This window comes from Ruegeria sp. CDSA089, assembly GCF_059612205.1.
The window spans coordinates 1-22873 of record NZ_JBXWQD010000014.1; the positions used below are offsets into that span (position 1 = coordinate 1).

At 59.1% G+C, this 22873-nt stretch carries 22 protein-coding genes and 1 tRNA gene; 13 read left to right on the plus strand and 10 right to left on the minus strand.

Going from position 1 to position 22873, the window contains the following annotated elements:
* On the plus strand, positions 1–411 hold a 411-nt coding region (locus AC2FJ6_RS19810; protein ID WP_496669768.1), incomplete at its 5' end, for a hypothetical protein.
* 229 nt (positions 412–640) lie between these two features.
* Here the strand turns inward: AC2FJ6_RS19810 and AC2FJ6_RS19815 are convergent.
* Both AC2FJ6_RS19815 and AC2FJ6_RS19820 read right to left on the minus strand, forming a co-directional pair.
* On the minus strand, positions 641–1015 hold the full coding sequence (locus AC2FJ6_RS19815) for a cupin domain-containing protein (RefSeq protein ID WP_170775475.1): 375 nt from the start codon (positions 1013–1015) through the stop codon (positions 641–643).
* Between the two features lie 33 nt (positions 1016–1048).
* Complete coding sequence (locus AC2FJ6_RS19820; RefSeq protein WP_496669770.1) at positions 1049–2440, minus strand: alpha/beta fold hydrolase; 1392 nt, start codon at positions 2438–2440, stop codon at positions 1049–1051.
* 185 nt (positions 2441–2625) lie between these two features.
* Here AC2FJ6_RS19820 and AC2FJ6_RS19825 point away from each other — a divergent pair, with 185 nt between their 5' ends.
* On the plus strand, positions 2626–3039 hold the full coding sequence (locus AC2FJ6_RS19825; RefSeq protein WP_496669772.1) for a VOC family protein: 414 nt from the start codon (positions 2626–2628) through the stop codon (positions 3037–3039).
* On the opposite strand, the gene AC2FJ6_RS19830 is transcribed toward AC2FJ6_RS19825, so the two are convergent.
* Positions 3014–3913 (minus strand): GntR family transcriptional regulator, encoded by a 900-nt coding sequence (locus AC2FJ6_RS19830; protein WP_496669774.1) that lies wholly within the window; start codon positions 3911–3913, stop codon positions 3014–3016. The genes AC2FJ6_RS19825 and AC2FJ6_RS19830 overlap by 26 nt on opposite strands.
* A 121-nt stretch (positions 3914–4034) precedes the next feature.
* Here AC2FJ6_RS19830 and mgrA point away from each other — a divergent pair, with 121 nt between their 5' ends.
* The 11 genes from mgrA (at position 4035) to AC2FJ6_RS19885 (ending at position 18946) form a co-directional block, all read left to right on the plus strand.
* A complete protein-coding gene (gene mgrA, locus AC2FJ6_RS19835) occupies positions 4035–5063 on the plus strand; it encodes an L-glyceraldehyde 3-phosphate reductase (protein WP_496669776.1) in 1029 nt (342 codons plus the stop codon).
* Positions 5039–5998: an NAD(P)-dependent oxidoreductase gene (locus tag AC2FJ6_RS19840; protein WP_331252151.1), complete on the plus strand. Its 960-nt coding sequence runs from the start codon at positions 5039–5041 to the stop codon at positions 5996–5998. Before mgrA ends, AC2FJ6_RS19840 begins: the two co-directional genes overlap by 25 nt.
* 83 nt (positions 5999–6081) lie before the next feature.
* Positions 6082–8295 (plus strand): hybrid sensor histidine kinase/response regulator, encoded by a 2214-nt coding sequence (locus AC2FJ6_RS19845; RefSeq protein WP_496669778.1) that lies wholly within the window; start codon positions 6082–6084, stop codon positions 8293–8295.
* 137 nt (positions 8296–8432) lie between these two features.
* On the plus strand, positions 8433–9539 hold the full coding sequence (locus AC2FJ6_RS19850; protein ID WP_237217600.1) for a cytochrome-c peroxidase: 1107 nt from the start codon (positions 8433–8435) through the stop codon (positions 9537–9539).
* Between the two features lie 11 nt (positions 9540–9550).
* Complete coding sequence (locus tag AC2FJ6_RS19855) at positions 9551–10735, plus strand: cytochrome-c peroxidase (protein WP_170775487.1); 1185 nt, start codon at positions 9551–9553, stop codon at positions 10733–10735.
* 5 nt (positions 10736–10740) lie between these two features.
* Positions 10741–11310: an arsenate reductase (azurin) small subunit gene (locus AC2FJ6_RS19860; RefSeq protein ID WP_170724694.1), complete on the plus strand. Its 570-nt coding sequence runs from the start codon at positions 10741–10743 to the stop codon at positions 11308–11310.
* A 13-nt stretch (positions 11311–11323) separates the two neighbouring features.
* Positions 11324–14005 (plus strand): arsenate reductase (azurin) large subunit, encoded by a 2682-nt coding sequence (locus AC2FJ6_RS19865; protein ID WP_496669780.1) that lies wholly within the window; start codon positions 11324–11326, stop codon positions 14003–14005.
* Positions 14006–14169: 164 nt separating this feature from the next.
* Entirely contained in the window at positions 14170–16374 is a 2205-nt protein-coding gene (locus AC2FJ6_RS19870) for a HEAT repeat domain-containing protein (protein WP_170775491.1), read from the plus strand.
* Positions 16375–16391: 17 nt separating this feature from the next.
* Entirely contained in the window at positions 16392–16874 is a 483-nt protein-coding gene (locus AC2FJ6_RS19875) for a plastocyanin/azurin family copper-binding protein (RefSeq protein ID WP_170775493.1), read from the plus strand.
* Positions 16867–18111: a molybdopterin molybdotransferase MoeA gene (locus tag AC2FJ6_RS19880; RefSeq protein ID WP_170775494.1), complete on the plus strand. Its 1245-nt coding sequence runs from the start codon at positions 16867–16869 to the stop codon at positions 18109–18111. The genes AC2FJ6_RS19875 and AC2FJ6_RS19880 overlap by 8 nt, the downstream gene beginning before the upstream one ends.
* 109 nt (positions 18112–18220) lie before the next feature.
* Positions 18221–18946, plus strand: a complete 726-nt coding sequence (locus AC2FJ6_RS19885; protein ID WP_496669782.1) for a response regulator — start codon at positions 18221–18223, stop codon at positions 18944–18946.
* Here the strand turns inward: AC2FJ6_RS19885 and AC2FJ6_RS19890 are convergent.
* The 7 genes from AC2FJ6_RS19890 to AC2FJ6_RS19920 form a co-directional block, all read right to left on the minus strand.
* Complete coding sequence (locus tag AC2FJ6_RS19890) at positions 18943–19461, minus strand: GNAT family N-acetyltransferase (RefSeq protein WP_170775498.1); 519 nt, start codon at positions 19459–19461, stop codon at positions 18943–18945. The two genes, AC2FJ6_RS19885 and AC2FJ6_RS19890, sit on opposite strands and share 4 nt — an antisense overlap.
* Positions 19458–20012 (minus strand): helix-turn-helix domain-containing protein, encoded by a 555-nt coding sequence (locus AC2FJ6_RS19895; RefSeq protein ID WP_170775500.1) that lies wholly within the window; start codon positions 20010–20012, stop codon positions 19458–19460. Before AC2FJ6_RS19895 ends, AC2FJ6_RS19890 begins: the two co-directional genes overlap by 4 nt.
* 114 nt (positions 20013–20126) lie before the next feature.
* Positions 20127–21143: an extracellular solute-binding protein gene (locus tag AC2FJ6_RS19900; RefSeq protein WP_170775502.1), complete on the minus strand. Its 1017-nt coding sequence runs from the start codon at positions 21141–21143 to the stop codon at positions 20127–20129.
* A 190-nt stretch (positions 21144–21333) separates the two neighbouring features.
* Complete coding sequence (locus tag AC2FJ6_RS19905; protein WP_170775504.1) at positions 21334–21714, minus strand: hypothetical protein; 381 nt, start codon at positions 21712–21714, stop codon at positions 21334–21336.
* A gap of 78 nt (positions 21715–21792) precedes the next feature.
* Positions 21793–22194, minus strand: a complete 402-nt coding sequence (locus AC2FJ6_RS19910) for a DM13 domain-containing protein (protein WP_170775506.1) — start codon at positions 22192–22194, stop codon at positions 21793–21795.
* A 321-nt stretch (positions 22195–22515) separates the two neighbouring features.
* The gene (gene ykgO / locus AC2FJ6_RS19915) at positions 22516–22641 is read right to left on the minus strand and encodes a type B 50S ribosomal protein L36 (protein ID WP_005648635.1); all 126 of its coding nucleotides are present in this window, start codon (positions 22639–22641) and stop codon (positions 22516–22518) included.
* A 90-nt stretch (positions 22642–22731) separates the two neighbouring features.
* Positions 22732–22806 (minus strand) — tRNA-Val (locus AC2FJ6_RS19920).
* Between the last annotated feature and the right edge of the window lie 67 nt (positions 22807–22873).

A 22873-nucleotide genomic window follows, 5' to 3' on the forward strand; every position in this document is an offset into this window, starting at 1 on the left:
GTTTCACAACTTCCGCCCGGTTTTCAGGCGAAGGTTGATCTGGCGGCACAAGCCTGCGCGGAGTTCAACAACGGTCAGTTTGATTTAGATTGGGGCGCGGTCGAGAGAGTGGATCTCGACGGGGATCTACAACGCGACTGGGTTCTGAACGAATCTGGTTTCGCGTGCTCGAGCGCCGCATCTCTTTTTTGCGGAACTGGCGGATGCATGTCGCACTTCTTGATTGAAGAGGAGGTTCACTCCTTGCTTAACCGAGGCTGGACGGTCGTTGACTTCGGGCGTCAACGCATTGTCCTTGCGGATGTCCACGGAAGCAATTGTGACGGAATAAACCCGACGCCTTGCGCATCAGCCAGTGTTTGGGATGCGGAAGCTAAGACGTGGCGTTCATCGGCTGGTGATTGGCAGTAAACTGCAATTAGGCACTGCAGATAAGCCTGAGAGCCTGTTTGTTCGATGAGTTCTCTGCAGCATGCAAACTTATGGGCAAATCGTACAAAGCTATGCGTAAATACCGCGTAAAAGTTTACGCAAAGTTCCAAGATTTTCTTTGGTCAAACCAACGTGGGCAATGCAGCGTTTTGCGCAGACCTACAGGAAATCGCCGGAGGCATTTTCGCCATCGGCATTCCCGATTCCGTCAGTCGAACCCGCCCGGTTTATGCCCGAAGAAGACCTTGGTGACATCCTCGATGATGTTCCACGTCACGCGGCTGCCGTCCCGGACGAAATAGCTATCTCCTACATCCAGATCGGTGGTGTGCCCTGTACTGTGGTCGATTATTTGGCAACGGCCGGACAGGATAGTCATCAGCTCATCCCCCTGTTCGGTGCATTCAAACACTCCTTTGGCGCAGCGCCAGATTCCGGCGCGTGTTACATGTCCGGGGCCGCCGTCGTCCATCCGGCCAGAGGCTTTGGGCTGACCTTCCAATATCTTGTAGTCGCTGCTGGGGTTGTCGAAAGGCCAGACCTCCAAGGGGCCGATTTCATCCAGCGTCGTGTATTTCCGCATAGTCGCTCTTTCATCTCTGTTTTGCGGGGCAGGTTAGCCGCCATGCTGCCGCAGGAAAGGGCCAATCTCCTGAAAAAACTCGTCAAAGCCCGCGTGGCCTCGGATCATGCAGTGATTGGCGCCCGGAAGTTCGACGAATTCTGCGGTTGGAACTTCGCGCGCGGTTTCGCGGCCTTCGCTGATCGGGGCAGCCATGTCATCTCTGACATGCAACACCAATGTCGGCACGTTTAGCCGTTGTGCATCCGCGCGGGCATCCACATAAGCGTTCATCTCCATGATCCGCAGCGCCGTTTCGGGGCTGGCCGAGATACGCTGCATCTCATCAAAGCTTGCGCCTTCTTCCGGGGTGGCGTCTGGCATGTAAGATGAGGTGAAGAAATGGCGATAGACCGGATTGGGTGAGCCCCACCCGGCGGATACCATCGCGCGGGAGGCCTGATAGAATTGTTCGGCTTCGGCATCGCCCCGCATCATACGACCCCGGACGTAGCCGCCCAGAAGGACCAGAAACTTGACGCGATCGGGGTATTTGGCCGCAAACCGGATCGAAAAGGCCGAGCCCTGACTGATCCCGAACAGGCCGAATTGATCCAGCCCCGCTGCATCGGCGACGGCGATCATGTCGTCGATCATCCGATCCTCTGAAATATCATCCACATCCCAGTCCGACAGCCCATTGCCACGCTGATCGAACCGCACCAGATGGCAAAGCTTGGACATCTCGGACAGGAAATCGCCCCAGACGGGGCTGGTCCATTCATACTCGATATGGTTCAGCCAGTTCGGCGCTTTGAGCACGGGCGTCCCTTGTCCGGTTGAGGCCCAGGCCAGATTGACTCCATCCGCCGATTTGCAGAACCTTACCCGCTGTTGCAGCGAGATATCGGGTGCCGCGCGCCGGGGGGCGGCCTGCGGCGACCAGTGCCAAACCCGGATCGGTCGGCTGATATTCTTGACCCTCTGCCCGCCCATGTCCCGGAACGGCGCATCGACACGATCCTGCACGGCCTGATGCACAATGTCCGAGACGCAAACTCCACCGGGCTCTGCCAGCCCCTCCAGCCTTGCGGCGACGTTGACACCGTCGCCAAAGATGTCGCCCTCATCGAAAATGACATCACCCAGATTGATGCCGACGCGGAAGCGGATTCTCTGATCATCTTCCAGATCAGTTTCATTCAGGTTCATCGCTTTTTGGATGTTCACGGCGCAGCGCACTGCGTCCTGAACGGAATCGAAGGTGGCCAACATGCCGTCGCCGGTGGTTTTCACTATGCTGCCGCGGCTGCGCTCGATTTCGGGGTCGATCAGTTCGCGTCGGTATTTCTTTTGCCGGGACAAAACGCCCAGTTCGTCCAGTTCCATCAGCCGGGAATACCCGACCATGTCAGCCGCCAGAATAGCCGAGAGCCGCTGTTCCATTCCCCCCTCCGTCTGCTGCACCTGTCTGGCGCTTGGGGGTCAGTATACGGGAAAGTGGCGGTCTTGTCGCAATAGCTAAGAGACGCCCTTGAATTAGTGGTTTCGCGGCAGGGCGGAATGCGTAATCTTCGGGGCAAACCGAAGGGTTGCAACCCATCGGATCAACGTCAGGATACGCACGGATCATGAAACTGGAATTCCACCATATCAACTATGTCTCGCAGGACGTGGAGCGCCTGCATCATTTCTATACGCACGTCCTTGGGCTGGACGACATCCCGATCGAGAATTTCCCCCGCCCTGATGAGACCGAAGACAGCGGCTATAGCGGCAAGATCCGATTTGCAACAGATGGTCATATGCAGATGCATCTGGCCGAGAAGGACCTTGGCGTCGCTTTCAAACACGGTGAGTCCATCAATCCGGTTGAACGCGGGCATATCGCCTTCAGAACCGACGATATCGAGGCTTTCAAGCAATTGTTGGACGGCAATGGTATCCCCTATTCCGACTATGGAACGGCCTTTGCCAAGGAATGGCATCAGGTGTTCTTTCAGGATCCCGAAGGCAATATCATCGAGGTTCATCAGGCGGTTTAGCGGTCGCTTGGGCAAAGCGGCGGCGGGTGGTGTCCAGATGCGCGGCCATCGCTGCACGGGCCTTGCGCTTGTCCCGTCTTTCGATGTTGTCGATGATGGCAAGGTGATCGGCGGTGGCTGTCAGGTGATGGTCGAGCTGGTTTTCTAGCGGCCACAGGTAGTGGTGGTTGAAGATCATCGCAATCGCGTCCTGAAAGCCGACGATCAACCGGTTTCCCGCGTGATCATTCAGGAAGCGGTGAAACTTGGTGTCCAATGCCGGGAAATCCAACGTGGAAAGATCGGCGCTGGCGGTCACAGCCTGATGCTCTTGCCGCAACCGTGCCAGACCACCCCAGAACGGATGCTGCTCCGGCAGGCAGCACAGGTTTTCCACCGCGCGGCTTTCGAACATGACGCGAACCTCGTGCAGCTCCAACGCATATTGGCGGGTGACGCCCTCCAGCACCCAGCGCCTGTGGTGATCCTTGCGCACAAATCCAAACCGGCTGAGGCCGATCAGAAACTCGCGGATAGTTTGAACCGAGACATCCAACTGCCGCGCCAGTTGCCCTTCGTTCAGCCGCGTTCCGGGGCCCAGATCTTGATTGCGGATCATCTGCATGAATGCGGCTTCAAGCGCGTCGCGTGTGTCCATCGTTTGGGCGGCTGAAAAGTAATCGGCCTGTTCTGGCAGGCGCTGCACGTCATAGCTCCGTCCTTGTCGGGCAAGCAAACCCCTTTTTTCCAGATAGGACAGAACGGCCCGCACTGTAGTGCGGCTGACCCCCAAATGACGCGCCAATTGCGAGATATTGGTGGCCTCTGCCCCGGCCATCAGCCTGTCCAGCATGGCGTTGCAGGCGCTTTTGAAAACTCGGTCCGGGCGTGGCAAACCTTTGGTCCTTGATGTTCATTACACTGTATTAAATGGGGTTAAAGACATTTGAGGGCAAGGGTCCGGACCCATATGATAGCGCCAACTCCGATCTGCTATATCTTCAGGATTTTCCCCAATGCCATATGTCCCCAGCGCCACCCGCTATGATGAAATGATCTATAACTCTTGCGGAAGCAGCGGGCTGAAACTGCCTGCTATCTCGCTGGGATTGTGGCATAATTTCGGGCATGATCGCCCCCATCAGTTGAAGCAGGAGCTGTGCCGCACGGCCTTTGATCTGGGGATCACGCATTTCGATCTGGCAAACAATTATGGCCCGCCGCCAGGCAGCGCCGAAGAGGCGTTTGGCGAGATTTTGAAAACCGATTTCGCCGCATACCGTGATGAATTGGTCATCTCATCCAAGGCCGGGTATGGGATGTGGCCCGGCCCCTACGGCGAATGGGGCAGCCGAAAATACCTGATCGCCTCTTGTGACCAAAGCTTGAAACGGATGGGGCTCGACTATGTCGATATCTTTTATTCCCACCGGTTCGACCCGAACACACCGCTCGAGGAAACGATGGGCGCGTTGGATCAGATCGTGCGCTCTGGCAAGGCACTGTATGTCGGCATTTCGTCCTATAACTCGCAACGCACGCGCGAGGCTGCGGCTATTCTAAAGGATCTGGGTACGCCCTGTATCATCCATCAGCCCAGCTACAATTTGATCAACCGTTGGGTGGAAACGGATGGGTTGAAAGCCACGCTGAAAGAGCTGGGGATCGGGTCCATCGCCTTCACGCCGCTGGCGCAAGGAATGCTGACCGGAAAATACCTGAATGGCCTGCCGGAAGGCAGTCGCGCCACCGAGGACAAGTCCCTCAACCCCGACCTGCTGACCGAAGCCACCATGCAGAATTTGCGCAACCTTGATGCCATCGCCAAACGGCGCGGTCAGACGCTGGCGCAGATGGCAATTGCCTGGGTGCTGCGCGAGGGCGGGATCACAACTGCTTTGATTGGGGCATCGCGGACGGAACAGATCGTTGACTGTGTCGGCGCGCTGAAGAACATTGAATTCACGTCCGAAGAACTGGCCGAGATCGACCTCTATTCCTCCAATGGCGAGGTCAATCTGTGGACCCAGTCCTCGGACGCCTGAGCCGCGACAGCAACAAAGGAAATCCCATGAACAAACCCGTAATCGGTTTTATCGGCGTTGGCCTGATGGGCCATGGCATGGCCAAGAACATCGTGGAAAACGGCTATCCGCTGATGGTGATGGCGCATCGTAATCGCCAACCGGTCGAAGACCTGTTGCAGCGCGGCGCGACCGAGGTTCATTCGGCTCGTGAGATGGCCGAGGCCTGCGACATCATCCACCTCTGTGTCTCAGGCAGTCCACAAGTGGAACAGCTGGTGCGGGCCCCCGACGGGATCATCGCCGCAGGAAAAAAGGGTTTGATCGTTGTGGATTGTTCCACCTCGGACCCGGTTTCGACCCTGCAGCTGGCCGAGGAACTCCGTGGCGCAGGCATGGACCTGGCCGACGCTCCGCTGGGGCGCACCCCGAAAGAGGCCGAGGCCGGAACGCTGGATGCCATGGTTGGCGCGTCGCCCGAGACTTTTGCGCGCATCAAGCCGGTGATTGACTGCTGGGCCGGGCTGGTTGTCCACATGGGTGAGGTCGGATTGGGCCACAAAATGAAGCTGATCAACAACTTCGTCGCCATGGGCTATGCGGTCCTGTATTCCGAGGCGCTGGCCGTGGCCCGAAAGTCGGGTCTGAGCGCGGAACAGGTGGATTCCGTTCTGCGCCCCGGTCGTTTGTCGAACGGGTTCTACGAGACCTTTATGAAATGGACGCTGGAGCGAGACGAAAACGCCCATCGTTTTGCCATCACCAACGCGCATAAGGACATGCGGTACCTTTCGAACCTGGCCAACAGCATCGGTGCGGTCACGCCGGTTCAGGCGACTCTGCGCAATGCCTTCGCGGCCATGGAGGCTGCGGGCCGGGGTGAGGACTACGTTCCCATGATGGCCGATTTCATTGCGGAAACAAACGGTTTGGGCGACGACGTCCCCAAAGCGTAGATATGCCGCGCCCGCAGCCATAGCCTGCGCGTATAAAACGTGACACACCTTTTCCTGTTGATCCAATTGGGAAGGGTGCAGGCGTGAGCGACAGTCCCGACGTGATAAGCGGGTCTCTGAAGCGACCCTTGGCGGTGGCCTTTGCGATTGGCCTTGCGCTCGTGATCATCCTGTCTGTGTTTCTTTACATGTCACGCGAGACCGGTGCGCGCATAGGTGAAATGCGGGTGGCGTGGCAGGAATACTCGGCCGAGACCACGCCGCGTGGCTATTGGATTTCAGATATCCGCGAGGATTTCGGCTATGGCGGCCTGATTCACAATTTCAAGAACTACGTCTTGCGTCATGACCCTGACTTGGGGCCGCGACTGCGGCGGCAATCGCAAAGTTTGCTCGGGACGATTGCGGCCTATCGCGCCTCGAACCCGTCTCCGACTGAACTGGAGGCCCTTCAACAGATTGAGGCCGTGGCGCTGGAATATACTGGCAATATTCCCCTGATTGAAGATGGCATTGCCGCCGGTCTAAGCGCCGAACAAATCGACGCCTCGGTCCGTGTCGATGACAATGATGCTTTGGCAGCGCTGGCAACGCTTGAAACCCTGTGGGTGCAGGAGCGTGACAGAAGCTTGTCCGGTATGGTGCGTGCCTTTTCGGATGGCGAACGTCTGGTGCGCAACTTCTCGGTCCTGTTGATCGGCTTGATTGTTCTGGTGGGGGTCATCGCTATCCTCACCACATTTCTGATCACCAATATCCTGCGCGCCAACCGCCGCCTGAAGGCCGAACTGGCGTTGCGTGAACAGGTAGAACTGGCCGAGCGCAAGCTGGCGCGTGCGGTAGAACAAAGCCCGGCCTCGATCATCATCACGGATACTGATTTGAAGATCGAATATGCCAACCGCAAGTTCTTTGACCTTAGTGGCTATGGTCCACACGAGGTCTATGGCCATTCGCCCAAGATGCTGCAATCGGGACATTCGGGGCAGGGGGTTTACGGCGACCTGAAGGCCAGGCTGAGAAACGGTCAAAGCTGGTATGGTGTGTTTCGCAACCTGCGCAAAGATGGGACGCATTACTGGGTCTCGACCGCGATTTTCCCGCTGGTCGATCAGAATGGCAGCATCACCCACTATATCGGTATCGGCGAGGACATGACCGAATCCCGCCGCACCCGCGAGCAATTCGCGCAGGTGCAGAAGATGGAGGCCGTGGGCATTCTGGCAGGGTCAGTGGCGCATGATTTCAACAACGTGTTGATGAGCGTCATCGGCAATGCCGAGCTGATCGAACTGGATGCCGAAGAAAACGAGGACATCCAGACCTCGGTCGATCATATTCGTATCGCGGCACGTCGGGCGCAGGCGCTGGTACGCAAGATGCTGACCTTTGCCCGCCAACGGCCCCGCAACCCTCAGCGCGGGGACATTGTCAAAGCCACGCAAGAGGCGCTGGACCTGATCAAGGTCGCCGCCCCACCCAGTGTTGAGACCCGCTTTGACATCGACATAGATCAGGCCTTTGCCGAGTTTGACGGCACGCTGTTTTTCCAGACATTGCTGAACCTGTGCCACAACGCGTTCGATGCGATCGGCGATCACCCCGGCACAGTTGTGTTGCGCATCAGCCAAGCCGAAGACACTGCACTGGACGACCTGCCCGACGATGCGATCGGCGTAGTCCGGTTGGACGTAACCGATGACGGGCCGGGAATGACGCCCGAAGTGCAGGAGAAAATTTTCGAACCCTTCTTCTCGACCAAACCCGTGGGTAAGGGCACTGGTCTGGGCATGGCCATCGTCCGCAACAGTGTCGAGGAATGCCGTGGTCGGGTCGAATTGCATTCAAAGCCCGACAAGGGAACCCGGTTCAGCCTGTTCTATCCGATGATGCCGGTTCTAAGCGCGCAACAGCAGGAAGAGGCGCGCGCCGTCACGGGGGATGAGCACATCCTGCTGGTCGATGACGACGAAAACATCCTGTATGTCACGCGCCGGTTGCTGACGCGCTATGGCTACCGGGTCGAGGCCTATTCCGAGCCGATGCGCGCGCTGGATGCCTTTAGGGCGGCCCCGGACAGCTATGACGTGATTGTGTCGGATTTGATGATGCCGGGGCTGATGGGGACCGATCTTATCGCGTCTGCACGGGCTGTTCGACCGGATGTTCCGACGATTCTGGTCAGTAGTTATTTTGATGACGCAGAAAGCCCGGCTGAAGGTGATACAACGGTTCGAGTGCAGAAACCCTTTGATGTTCAGAGTCTTGCGCGGATTGTACGATCTCTTGTTCCCTGACGCCTGTTACATTTCTTAACAACTTTTCACGTCTTTTCATCGCGTCCAAATCAGCACGACACAACTGCCCCCTAAGGTTCGCCGTACCGGTCCTCGGCCAAACCGAGTGATCGGAATAGCGATAAAGGGGCTTTTAGATGACAACCAAAGCCAGAACATGGTTCTCGGCGCTGTCGACAGTTTCGCTGCTGACGATGAGTGCTGCGTTCCCGGTTCACCAGGCCCTGGCGGACCAGCCGGGCCCGGTAGAAGCCATAGAGTTCGATCCAGCCAAGGCGGCCCTTGGCAAACGACTTTTCTTTGATCCGCGCCTGTCCGGCGACGCTGCGCTGTCCTGTTCCAGTTGCCACCAGCCGGAAAACGGTTTTACCGACGGGCAGGCCCTGTCGGACGCCTATACGGGCAACCTGCATTTCCGCAACGTGCCGACGCTGATCAACAGCGCCAAGCGCAAGGCATGGTTCCATGACGGGCGGATAGGCACCAACCTGAATGACGTGACCCGCGAAAGCATCACCGAGACCTATTCCATGAACATGGACATGCGTCTGATGCAGGAACGCATCAAGCAGGACCCGGTCTATGTCGAGATGTTCGAAGCTGCCGGATTTGGTGAGCCTTCGAACGGTGGCGTGCGTAACGCGATCCCGGAATATCTGAAAACGCTGATCTCGCGCGGTGCGCCCTTCGACACCCGCGAGATGTCGGACGAGGCCAAAGCGGGGTATGAGCTGTTCAACACCAGCGGCTGTAGCTCGTGCCACTCGGGCGAGCGATTCACTGACGATCTGCCGCACAATATCGGCGTTGGCGACAATCCCGATATCTGGGCGGATCCGACCCGACACATCACCTTCGTGACGATGATGAAGTTCCTCGGCGTCGAGAACTACATGAACCTGCGCGCCGACCCCGGAGCGTATATCCGCACCCACACCGCCGACACGTTCGGCACCTTCATGACCCCCACGCTACGCGAGCTGACCTATACCGCGCCGTATATGCACAACGGCACGATGGAAACGCTCGAGGACGTGGTGGCCTTCTACAACGCCGGTGGCGGTGACGATGAAAACAAGGATCCGCGCATCAAACCGCTGAACCTTTCCGAGACCGAGCAAGCACAGCTGGTGGCCTTCCTGAAAGCGCTGTCCGGCGAGCCGCTGACCGGTCCTGACTTTGTCGCCGAGGATATCGATACGGATTATGCGCCGATCGAAAACTGGCGCGAAACGACAAACTGAGGAGTGGACCCATGAAAGACCTTAAGTCTTACCTTTCAGGCACAATCGCCACCGCTGCCTTGTTTGCCGCCATCAGTTCGCAAGCGTTCGCTGCGGACAGTATCGCGATTGAGGCCGGTATCGGTGGCGCAGACCCCGACCCCGATGCGCCGCTGGTGGCGCTGGGCGAGCCGCCCATCCCGCTGGACAACCCGCAGACCGAGGCCAAGATCGAACTGGGCAAGATGCTGTTCTTCGATCCGCGGCTGGGCGGGAACGAGACAACGCCATGTTCGGCCTGTCACCTGCCGGATGTGGGCTGGGACGTCGAAGCGCCGATCTCGTTCGGTTATCCCGGCACGACTCACTGGCGCAACAGCCAGACCATCGTGAACTCGGCTTACTACGGCAAGCTGTTCTGGGCGGGATCAAGTAAGAGCCTTGAAAGCCAGGCCAAATCCGCTGCAGGCGGTGCAGTCGCCGGCAACGGCGAGGCCGACATGATGGAGGCCCGTCTGGCTTTTGTGCCCGAATACGTTGAACGCTTTAATGACGTCTTCGGCGATCAGTGGCCGCGTATCAGCAACGCATGGCGCGCAATCGCTGCGTTTGAACGCACCATCGTTCAGACCGACACACCCTTCGACAACTATCTGCGCGGGGATGATGCGGCGCTGAGTGACGAACAGAAACGCGGGTTGGAGCTGTTCACCGGCAAGGCGCAATGTTCCGAATGCCACAACGGCGCGCTGCTGTCGGATGAGAAATACTACAACACCGGCGTTCCACCTTATAGCGGCTGGGAAGATGACGGTCTGGCGCAAGTGACCTTCCGGTATGAGCTTTACTCCAAAGGCTCGACCGAGGATTTCTATCGCCACACCAAGGACGACCCCGGCTTCTATTTCCGCACCAAGGAAAAGGCCGATCTGGGCAAGTTCCGCACACCGAGCCTGCGCTACGCCCTCTACACCGAACCCTACATGCATAACGGCATGTTGGAGACGCTTGAGGACGTAGTCGAGTTCTACAACCAGGGCGGCGGCGAGAATGAATTCGCAGCAACCAAATCCGATCTGATCCAGCCGCTTGGCCTGAACGATCAGGAGAAAGCGGATCTGGTCGCCTTCCTGAAATCCCTGTCCGGTGACGAGATTCTGGTCGAAGAACCCGATCTGCCGGATTACCAGCCGCTTCCCGCGGCAGCAGAGGAGTAAGCGTCATGAAAGATCATAACGCAACCGGATGCAGCTGTTCGGGTGAGGCCAAGAAGGCCTGCACCGTGAACCGCCGCCAGTTCCTGTTCGCCTCGGGCGCAACAACCTTTGCCGTGATGGTGGCCATGCCCACTCGCCACGGTCAGGCAGAACAGGTGCCCGCATTGGTATCCACCTATCCGCGCAAGTTGATCGGCAAACTGTCCGAGCTGGAACAGGATGTCCCGGTCGAGTTCTATTACCCCGACGAGGGCGACTACTCGGACTCGATTCTGGTCAAGACCGGCGTGGAAAGCGGCGGCGGCATCGGCCCGCAAAAGGATGTTGTGGCCTTCAACCTCACCTGCACCCACCAGGGCGGGTCGATGTATGACAGCTACAAGCCTGAGCATAAGGTGCTGGGCCCATGCCCGCTGCACCTGTCCACCTATGACGTGACACGGCACGGCATCCTCGTCTCGGGGCAAGCCTATCAGTCGCTGCCGCAGGTCCTTTTGGAACTGGACGGTGATGACATCTACGCCGTCGGCATGTTCGGCCTGATCTACGGCCGCTACGACAACCTCATTGCATAAGGGAAACGGAATCATGGCAACCCCGTATTACGTACCCGAAACCAACGTCCCGCTGCCGCCCAAAGGCGCCGAGGTCATCTCGACCGCCTGCGACTACTGCATCGTGGCCTGTGGTTACAAAGTCTACCGCTGGCCCGTGACGGCCAAACCCGGTGGCCCCACCGCAGACGAAAACGCATTTGGCGAGGATTTCCCTGTTGCACCGCTGGGTGCATGGGTCGCGCCGAACCAGCACAATATCGTTCTGCACAAAGGTCAGCCGCACCACGTGGTGATCATCCCGGACAAGGACACGCAATACGTCAACACCGACGGCGACAGCTCCTTGCGGGGCGGGTGTATTGCGCAGAAATGCTATAACCCGCAGACACCGACACGTGACCGTCTGAAGACACCGCTGATGCGGATCTACGGCACGCTGATGCCGGTTCCGTGGGATCTGGCGCTGGATGTGGCGGCCGAGGTGGGCAACCACGTCATCGCCAAGCACGGCACCAATGCCTATGGCGTGAAAACCTTCAGCTATCAGTATATCGAGAACACCTACGCGATCTCGAAATACGCGCTGCGCCATATCAACACCGCGAACTTCACCTTCCACGACACGCCGTCCGACGTGACCTCGACCCCCGGTTTCCGGGATGCGGGGTTTGACAACTTCGGCCCGTCCTACGAGGACTGGCGCGATGCGGAAACCCTTCTGGTTTGCGGTACTGACCCGTATGAGACCAAGACCATCCTCTATACCCAGTGGATGATGAAGGGGATGCAGAACGGTCAGAAAGAGATCTATCTGATCCCGCGCAGCTCGGCCGGTGTGGCCCATGCGGTCAAGATGGGCGGCCTGCACATCGACGTTCTGCCCGGCACCGACCTACTGGTCGTCAACGCCATTGCCCGCGTCATCGTGGAAAATGGCTGGGAAGACAGCGACTGGATCAAGAAATGGGTCAACAACAAGTGGGAAAGCTCGTCCGGCTTCGGTCAGGGCACCCGCAACACGCCATGGCAGTGGCGTACGACCTGGGGCAAGTTCCAGACCAAAGGCTTTGAAGACTGGAAAGAGTGGCTGCTGTCGCAGGAAGAGTTCGCGCCCGAGACCGCTGCCGCCATGGCCGAAATCGACGTGCAGAAAATCTATACTGCCGCCGAATGGCTGGCCAAACCCAAGGCGGATGGCACACGGCCCAAAACCTCGGTCATGATCGAGAAAGGGTTCTACTGGTCCAACAACACCGGCAACACACAGGCGATTTCCGCACTGGGCATCATCTGTGGCTGTGGCGGTCGTCCGGGTCAGGTCATTGGCCGGGCCGGTGGGCACCAGCGGGGCGGCGTGAAGGGCGGGAAATACCCGCGCAACAAATCGCCCGAGAAACTGCCCGGTCGCCGTCGCCGCGCCATGGATACCGACCGGTATCTGATCGCAGGTCATACTCGTATGGCCCATGTGATCGGCACCACATGGATCCAGTCCATGTGCGGCAGCCAGCAACTGGCCGACAAGTTCGAGGAACTGACAGTCCGCAACCCGCACCAGATCGCCAGCTTCGACAAGCAAGAGATGATTGACACGCTGAAGGCCCGCGCCGACAGCGGCGGTATGGTGGTCATCAACCAGGACATCTATCTGCAGGACCCGATCGGCAACCGCTATGCCGACATCGTGTTCCCCGCAGCGACCTGGGGTGAAGAGGACTTTTTGCGCGCCAATGGCGAACGTCGTCTGCGTCTGTACCAGAAGTTCTATGATGCCCCCGGTGCGGCCAAGCCAGACTGGTGGATCATCGCGCAGCTGGCACAGCGGATGGGCTTTGACGGGTTCGACTGGCAAAACTCGAACGAGGTTGCCGAAGAGGCCGTGCGCTTTACCCGCGGGTCGCGCAAGGACTTCCACGCGGTCTACCGTCTGGCCAAGAAAGAGGGCAAAGGTCTGCACCAGAAGGTCCGTGAATTCGGCACCGACGGTGTGCAATGCCCGGTCATGCTGGATGCCGATGGCGTCACGCTGATTGAAACCAAACGTCTGCACGACACAACCCGCGAACTGCCCGAAACCGGTGCGGCTGGTGCGGATGTGTTCAACAAGAAGCTGACGCATTTCAACAGCCAGACCGGCAAGTGCAACATCCAGAAATCGCCGTGGAACCTGTTCTCGGACTATTGGGAATGGCTGAAACCCAACAAGGAAGAAGGCGAGCTGTGGGCCACATCCGGTCGGATCAACGAACGCTGGCAGTCCGGTTTCGACGACCGCCGCCGCCCGTATATCGTGCAGCGCTGGCCGGAAAACTGGGTTGAGATTCACCCCGACGATGCGGCCGGGCGCGGCATCGAAAGCGGCGACTATGTGATGGTCTACTCGGAACGCGTTCCGGGCAACAAGACCACGCTGCTGGGAGTGGAAGGCGACGACTTCCAGTTCTCGAAACTGATGGAGAACGGGCATATCGAATTGACCAAGGCGGCGATCACCGCCGTGGCCATGGTCACGCCCGCCATCAAGAAAAGCGTGGTTTACATGGACTTCCTGCACATGCAGCAGCCCGCGAACGCGCTTGAGGGCCGGATCGTCGACTGGATCAGCGGCAACTACAACTACAAGATGGGCGTTGCCAAGCTGCGCAAACTGGGGCCGAGCCCCTACAAGACCTCGTTCCGTACGATGTCCTTCGCACCGCGCGACATCGCCTGACGTGTTTCCGGGGGGCGGTCGCCATGCCGCCCCTCGGGTCTGGTCCCACTGCAGAAGGGACCTCTGGGCCGGTTCCCCGGTTCACTGGAAGGCAGGCTTCGGTTGGGAAACCTGCCTTCCATTTTCACCCAACCCCTCCCAACAGCAAACATGGCAGACCCGATATGAACATGCATTCCGATACCGCCCTGCGTGACGAGGCCACCAGCCTGTTCTCTGATTACGCAAAATCCGACTATGACGTGATCCGCCTGCGCGCCATTCAGGCCCTGAGTGCCATTGGCGCCGCCAATAGCCCGGCTTTGGTCGAGGCTTTGCTGGATGACGATGAAGACGTCCGCCAGGACGCCGCCCACGCACTGGGCGCGCTGGGCGTGCAGGACGCCGCACCGCAACTGCTGGAAAACCTGATCCACGATCCCTGCGGTGAGGTGAAACTGGCCTGCGTCACCGCTCTGGCCGAGTTGAAATCCGAAGACGCATCTCCCTATCTGCGCACGCTTGTGACTGGACGCGGCGAGGACATCACGTGGGATGAGGATGAGCTGCATCAGGACGAATGGGACGATTGGTTGGACACTCAGATCGCCTCGATCAAAGCGCTGGGCCGGATGGGTGATGTGGCGGCGATCGAACCCATCGTCATGGCCCTGATGGATGAAGACGGGCAGGAACTGGGCGATGTAGCCTGTGAAGCGCTGGGCCGGATTGGTGAGGCTTCCGTGCCGACGCTGGGCGTGTTCACCCAATCCTCGAACCGCCGCCTGCGCCATCGTGCCTTGCGGACGCTCGCCGCCATCGGTGGGGCCGAGGCCGAAGCGATCCTGTGCAAAGCCACCACCGACAAGGATGGGGCCGTGCGTCTGATCGCTTATGAGGCGCTGATGCCAACCGATGCTGCTCTGGTCGAACAGGCGCTGACGGACGCGGTCGAGGACATCCGCATCGCGGCGCTGGAGCAGGCCGGGTTCTCGGAACCCGAGCTGCTGGACCGCATGATGCGTGATCCTGGTGCCAAGGTGCAACTGGCGCTGATTGAGCGGTTGGATCGCACCACGCCGATTGCCGATCAGGATGATCTGCGCTGGCAAGTGCTGGATTTCCTCGCCACCGGTCAACAGCCCGAAGTGTCCGCGCAGGCGCTAGGCCTGCTGGCGGCGCTGGCTCCGGAATTGGTGGCGGATCGGCTGAATGCGCTTTTCTCGGTCGATGCCGATGACCTCAAGGCCGAGCGCCTGCAATGGGCTATCGTCGATGCGCTGGCGACCTCGCCCTTGCGCGAGGCGGCGGAATGGCTGCAACGCGCCTGCCGCGCGCCGTTCCGGTCGGTGCGGCTGAAGGCCGTGGCATCGCTGGCGATGATCGTCACCGACAAGGATCGCCCGCATGTGAACCAGCAACAAGGGCGCGAGTTGCTGCTGTCCTTTGCTCTGGCCCCGATGCCTGTGGCCGCAGACGAGGAACCCGCAGAGACCCCGCAAACCGACATCGCCGCGCTGGAAGAGGCCGGTCTGGACGTCTCCGAAGGCGGTGAGAACGGCCCGACCTCAAGCCTTGGAGCGATTCTGGGGCATGACGCGATTGCCGCCGAGATGACTCAGGAAGCGCAAGAGGATGAGGTCCAACCCCTCACCCCCCGCGAACAGGCGCTGCTGGCCAAGGCGACCCGCCACCCCAAACGCCGCCGCGTGGCGCTGGACGACGATGCGGATGCGTTGCAGCGCGAAACCCGCATGTCCGCCATCCGCCTGCTGGGCGAGGTCAAAGGGATGCAGGTCATGCTGGCCCAGATCGCCCAAGACCCGGAAACCGAGATCGCGCAGCAGGCGTTTGCCGCGCTGGGCGTGGCCGTCGCTCGCCACGGTGCGGAATTGGATCAAGACCAGTTGGTCGATTTGATCACCAAGGGGTTGTCGCACACGGATTCCGCCCTGTCCCTGCAGGCGCTGAAGCTGCTGCAACAGGCTGATCTGCCACCGCAGGATAGCTTGCGCGGCAAACTGCGTGCGATGGTGAAAACCGGCGATACTGCTTTCCGCATCGACGCGATGCATATCCTGACCCGATGGGATGGCACCCCAGACGTGGCGCGCAGCCTGCTGGATGATATCTCGGCCCCCGTGCGGCAGGCGGCCATGCGGCTCTTGTCGGAAACCGCGCCCGATCAGGCGGGGGCGGCCATCGTGCCCTTCCTGTTGGCCAACCCCGAGCAGCGGATTGTGACCTATGTCAAGGACAGCACCCCTGCGATCGTATCCATTGGCCGCGAACTGCTGGCCGAGCTGCGCGACGAAGACCGCCGCGCGCAATGGCCGGTGATGATCAGCGCGCTGGCTGACCTGCTGGGGGAACCCTCACAGGCGGCCTGAAAGGCCCGGAGGGACAGATGACATCATCGCTGAAACTAGGTGCAGCGATATTGGCAGGCGCACTGGCTGTTGCGCCTGTTTGGGCCGAGGATATCCCCGAAATCGCTGTGGTCCACCAGACCATAGACCCTAGTGCCGATACCCCGGCCCATGTGTTTAGGTTTGAACCCAAGCTGCTGCATGTCCAAGCGGGCGCGACGGTGCGGTTCAAAGGATCGACAGGGCGTCACACGGTCACGTCAATCCTTCGCATGATCCCTGTGGGTGCCCGCGCGTTCGAGATCCGGGGAAAACCCGAATTGGACCTGACCTTCGACAAAGAAGGCGTCTACGGCATCCGCTGCCGCGTGCATGGCCGTCACGGAATGGTCATGCTGCTGGTGGTCGGCGACCCCGACGCGAACCTTGAGGAGGCCAAGGCCCATCTGTCCGAGCTGGGCGAGGCCGAGCGGGCAGGTTTCGAAGAACTTTTTGCTGAAATGGAGGCTCAAAATGGCTGATGGATGCGCCTGCGACCGCCACGCCCATATGTACCTGACTGTTGAGGATGCGCTGCGGCGTGGTCTGTCGGTGGCCGATCCACTGACGGATACCGAAACCCTGCCGCTGATCGACGCTATTGGGCGCGTTCTGGCGCAAGATTGTACCAGCAAGGTGGATATGCCCGCCTTCGACAATTCGGCCATGGATGGCTACGCAGTGCGGACATGTGATCTGGGCAACGGCCCGTTGTTCGAGCTGCCGCTTGCTGGGCGAATCGCGGCAGGAGACAGCGGCGCGCACGACGCGCCTGCGGGCAGCGCCCTGCGGATATTCACTGGTGCGCCGGTTCCGCCGGATTTCGACGCCGTGGTGATGCAGGAAGATTGCGACGCTCTGATCGACGGTATCCGCTTTTCCCGCCGACCCAAGCCGGGCCAGCATATCCGCCGCGCGGGTGAAGACCTGAAAGCGGACGCGCCTATCCTGCGCCGCGGCTGTGAGATCACCGCGCGCGAGGTCGCCGCGCTGGCCTCGGCCGGATACGGAGAGGTTACGGTTTATCGCAAGCTGAAAGTCACAATCTTTTCCACCGGTAGCGAATTGAAACAACCCGGCGAGACGTTGGGACCGGGGCAGATTTACAATTCGAACCGCTACATGCTGCGGGCGCTGTTGGACAAACCTTGGATCGCATTGACTGACAAGGGCCCGGTCGAGGACAATCCTGCCAAGCTTGAACGAGTGCTGCGCGAGGCCTGCGACAGTGCCGATCTGATCATCACCACGGGTGGCGTCTCGGTCGGTGACGAAGATCACATGCCCCGTGTGTTCGGGGAAATCGGCGGTCAGGTCGATGTGATGAAAGTGGCTATGAAGCCGGGTAAACCGATCATGTTCGGGCGGCGCGGGAACGCGCTTTATGTGGGTCTGCCGGGTAATCCGGTTTCGGCTTATGTGACATGGCAGATCATCGGATCGCAAATGATGGCCCGCCGTGCCGGACTGCACCATGCCTCGCAAACACCCCAACAGGCCGTTCTGGCCGAACCGCTGCGCCGGCGTTCCGGACGTCAGGAATACCGCCCTGTCACCATCGAGGGCCGGACGCTCGACGGCACGCCACGCCTGCGGCTGATGGCGCCGTCCTACAGTGGCCGGGTGGCGCTGTTGGCGCAGGCGGATGGTCTGGCCGTGATCCCTGCCGAGACAGAGGAATTGTCGGAAGGGCATGGACTTACCTTCTTGAGGTTCTAGTTCCAATCGCCATATGCCGACGTTCTGCCACTGCTGGCTTGCATGTGGTGGAACGCTGTGACTAAAACATTGGCGCGCAAGCTCAACTCGCCTGCACCGGACTGGATATATGGTTCAAGAACATATCCTTGTGGTCGACGACGACCCGCAGATCAGGTCTTTCCTGCAACGCTACCTTGAGAAGCAGGGATGTCAGGTCACGTGCGCCGCGGATGGCGATGCGATGGATGCGGTTCTGACCAAGTCCAGCGTCGATCTGATCCTGCTGGATATTAGCCTGCCCGGACGCAACGGTTTTGACATCACGCGCGAGTTGCGGGTGAATTCCAACATCCCCATCATAGTCCTCTCGGGCCGGGATGAGATTTTCGACCGCGTGGTCGGACTGGAATTCGGGGCCGACGACTATATCACCAAACCCTTCGAGGCGCGCGAGGTTCTGGCTCGTATCCGCACCGTTCTGCGCCGGGCAAAGCCCGACGAAAAACTCGCCAATGGTACGGATGCGCCCTTGATCACGTTCGGGGATTGGGTGCTGAACGTGAACGAACGGACCTTGACCGCAGGCGGCGACGGCGCTGCGGCAGACCTGACGACAACCGAGTTCGACGTGCTGCACGCTTTTGTCTCGAACCCGCATATGGTGTTTTCCCGCGACCAGTTGCTGGACAAGGCGCGCGGACGTGAAACCGTTGTCGGCGACCGGACCATCGACGTCCACGTCATGCGTCTGCGCAAAAAGATCGAACCCGATCCCGCTGCGCCGACCTATATCAAGACCGTGCACGGGATCGGCTACTGCTTTGCGGCGAATGTCCGCAAGACCAACGCTTAGGACAGATCCTTGAACATGTAGGTCGTGGGCTCCAGCCGATCCTCGAACGGGTTGCGGCAATAGTTCGGAATTTCGCCCGCGATCTGAAAGCCGAGGCTTTGATACAACACGCGCGAGGGATCTGAGCTGCGCGTATCCAGAACCAGCATCGTCCGCCCGATCTGCGCGGCACGCTGCTCCAGCGCGATCATCAACGCCCGACCCAGCCCACGCCGACGGGCGTCGGGATGTACCAGCAATTTGGCCACGTCCGCGCGATGAGGCTGGTTTGGCATCAAAGCAGGAGCCAGTTGTACCGTTCCCAGGATGCGCCCGTCCTGCCGCGCGACGAACAGGTCCAGTGTCTTCGCCGCAACGCCGGGCCAGACGTGGTCGTGCCAATAGGCTCGGGCCTGTTCGGGGGGGAAGGGTAAGACAAAGCCGACGCTGGCCCCGTCCTGCACACAGGCGTGCAGAATGTCCGTCAGGTCATCGAGCGCGTTTTCCAGGTCCGGTTCTGTCAGTTGGGCAATCATATCAGCACCAATAGGTATCTTGCACCGCGCTCGCTTGGCGTTTCAAACCGGGTGGGGCCGGACAAGTGATAGCGCAGGCAGTCCCCGCCCGTCAGGTCGTGTGCGACGTCATCGACGGTCAGAGTCAAGGCGCCGTCTAACATGATCAAGTGGTGCTCCTGCCCTGGTTTCGGCGGCGCGTCATAGCTGATCACCGTTGCGGGTGGCAGGTGGCCCTCAAGGACCTCACCGCTCAACCCGTTGGCGGGGGGTGAGACTGAACGGCGGGTAAATCCGGTCTCGGGGTCGTGCCATTCCGGTTGCCTTTCAAAAGGTACACGCGGGGCAAAACTGTCTTCGACCATCATCAACAGTCGGGACATCGGTAAGCTGTAAGCAGCGCATAACCGACCAAGCGTTTCGGCCGTCGGGCTGACGTCTCCTTTTTCCATTCGCGACAGGGTGGCGCGGCTGATACCGCTGTGATCCGCCAACTGATCCAGTGACCAGCCCCGCGTGCGGCGCAGTTCGTTCAGACGGTTGGCTAGTCGGTTTGAGAGGTCATCCAGCATGGTTCAAATATGAGAATCATTTCCGATTATGAGATAATCGGTTTAAAATGCAGTTGTGTAAATAGAAAAGAGCGCGGAAAACCGCGCCCTTCCCTCACTCGCCGGATTGAAGGATTACTTCCAGCCAACCTCGTTGAAGATCTTCTGTGCCTCGGGGATGTTCTTGGCAACCTCGGACAGGTTCACCTCATCCGCTTTGAACTCGCCCAGCGAAGCGACGTTGTCGGCCAGCGCCACGCCTTCGACGGCGGGGAATTCATCATTGCCGTTCGAGAAATACACCTGCGCCTGTTCGCTGGCGAGGTATTCCAGGAATTTCACCGCGTTCTCTTTGTTTGGGGCATGGGCAGCAACACCTGCACCCGACAGGTTCATGTGGGCACCTTCCGCGTCTTGCGCGGGGAACTGAATACCGATCATGTCGATATCTGCGCTCAGGCCCTTCACGTCCTTCCGCAGCGCGCGGGCAAAGTAGTACGAGTTCGAAACGGCAATCTCGCATTCACCCGAAACGATCCCGCGCAGCTGGTCGGTATCGCCGCCCTGCGGGTCACGCGCCATGTTGGCGACAACGCCTTCGGCCCAGGTCTTGGCTGCCTCGGCACCATGGTTGGTGATGATCGAGGCCAGCAGCGTCTGGTTATAGGTGTTACTGGACGACCGGATGCAGATCAGACTTTTGTATTCGGGTTTGGCCAGATCCAGATAGCTAGCGGGCGGGGTTGCCACGTCGGCCTTATCAAAGAAAATGATCCGCGCGCGCTGCGAGAAACCGTACCACTGATTGTCTTCGTCTTGCAGGTTGGCCGGGATGCGATCTTCCAGAACCGCGCTGTCGATGGCTTGCAGGATGCCTGCATTCTTGGCGCGCGCTAGACGCGAAGTGTCAACGGTCAGCAGGATATCGGCGGGAGAGTTCGCGCCTTCCGCTTCCATACGTGCAATCAATTCGTCGGCCTTGCCTTCGATGCGGTTGATGGTGATGCCTGTGGCCTCTTCAAAATCGGAATAGAGGCGTTCGTCCGTGTCGTAGTGGCGCGAAGAATAAAGGTTCAGCTCTCCCTCGGCAGCAGCAGAGGTGGCAATCAGGGCCGTCAGCGCGACGGCGATACAGGTAGAGGATTTCAGCATCATATGTCCCAACTTTGAATGTCGTGGCGGGTGATAACCCGACTGATTTGGTCAATTAAACGATTCTGACTGGGATGCAAGGAATTCCGACAAAATTAGTTGGTCAAATGGTCGCTGGCAAAGTGCGGCCTGATTCTGATTATTGAGTGTAGTGTTTCGGGCGGGGGCCGGTTTCTATTTCCACAACCCTTTAGATGGATCGCGAGCGCGGAAGGGTAGCTGCCAGAATGATTGCCCAACCGAGGATACCCTGGCCATGCGAGCTGAGGGTGCTCTGATACGAGAAGAGCAGCATCTGCAGCGGTTTAACCGGGTCTCGTAGTGGCCAGATGACCCATTGAAGGGGCAAGTCCGGAATGATCATGCGGTAATACATGTAGTAGATTTGCGGCGAAACCCACACGAACAGCCAAAAGAGGATCATAGCCCCGGACATCCTTGCCCAAAAAGGAAATCGATACAAACCACGCCGGGTCAGATACACCATCAGGACAAACAGAATGAGGCTGAGCAACGCAAGCCCCACCTGTCCCCTTGTCGATAAATCAAAGAAGGAATCCTGACTATACACGTCTACCCTCGGTGACTTGGGCAAAAAGAAATCCGCCCACATGTGCAGGCGGATCTCGAAAAAAAGCGTGTATGTGGCTTAGCTGAGCGGTGCAACTGCCAGAATCACAGTGAACTTTTCGCAGTAGATGTAAAGTTCGTTGTATTTCGAAACGTCGATTCCAGCCGGGATCTTGAACGATGCTTCGCCCTTTTTCACGGTCAGTTTGTCGTGGATCTTCGAACCCTTTGCGTATTTCTCACCATTGCCGAAGCCGATCTTGATATCCGGCGGGTTCTTGTTGGGGTCGAACACATAGTCGCTCTTGAGGGTGACGGTGTCGCCGGATACGGAAACTGTTCCCTTCACCTTATAGCCGCTGCGACCGGAGAGACTGCCGGTGCGTTCCTTATCCCCGGCGAATGCAGACGGCGTTCCCAGTGCGACTGCGGTAGCCGAAGCCAGCCCCAGTTTCACGAATTGGCGGCGTTTGATTGTCATGGCGAATTTCCTATCTCGTTCAACGACTGCAAGATGCTGCGCAGACTAAGTGGGCGCTGCCAATTCACATCGCGTCGAGGGAATGTGAGTATCTGAAACAAAAACACCCCAATACATCAATAGCGCGGCCCGCGGGGTGTGAGAGAACCCGCGAAAAATAAAGCTGTATCAAAGGGGTCGCAGAGATGCGGTGTCGCGGCGTTTGGTGTTTCAGCACGCGCGGACGGGAATTGAGCAAAATTACCAATTTCCGAGTTTTCACACGCCAACAAAAAAACCGCACCCAAAGGCGCGGTTTTTTCAAATCGGTTCGTGCCGTTCTTAGCCCTGGCGAGCTTTGAACTTGCGCTGCGTCTTGTTGATCACGTAGACGCGGCCTTTGCGACGCACAACCCGGCAATCGCGGTGCCGGTTCTTGAGCGAGCGGAGCGAGTTCTTGACCTTCATGGGTCTGTCTCCAATCTGCGGCGCCTTCATCAAGGACGTGGCCAGCGCCTGGGTTAGCGGGTGTCCCGGAAAACCGGAACAGTGAAATCATGGTGGGCGGTACAAGGATCGAACTTGTGACCCCTTCGATGTCAACGAAGTGCTCTACCGCTGAGCTAACCGCCCACTTTCCCTTTGCGTGCCCTGCCCCATAACGAAATGGGGCGCGGATCCCCGCGCCGGTAGCGGGGTC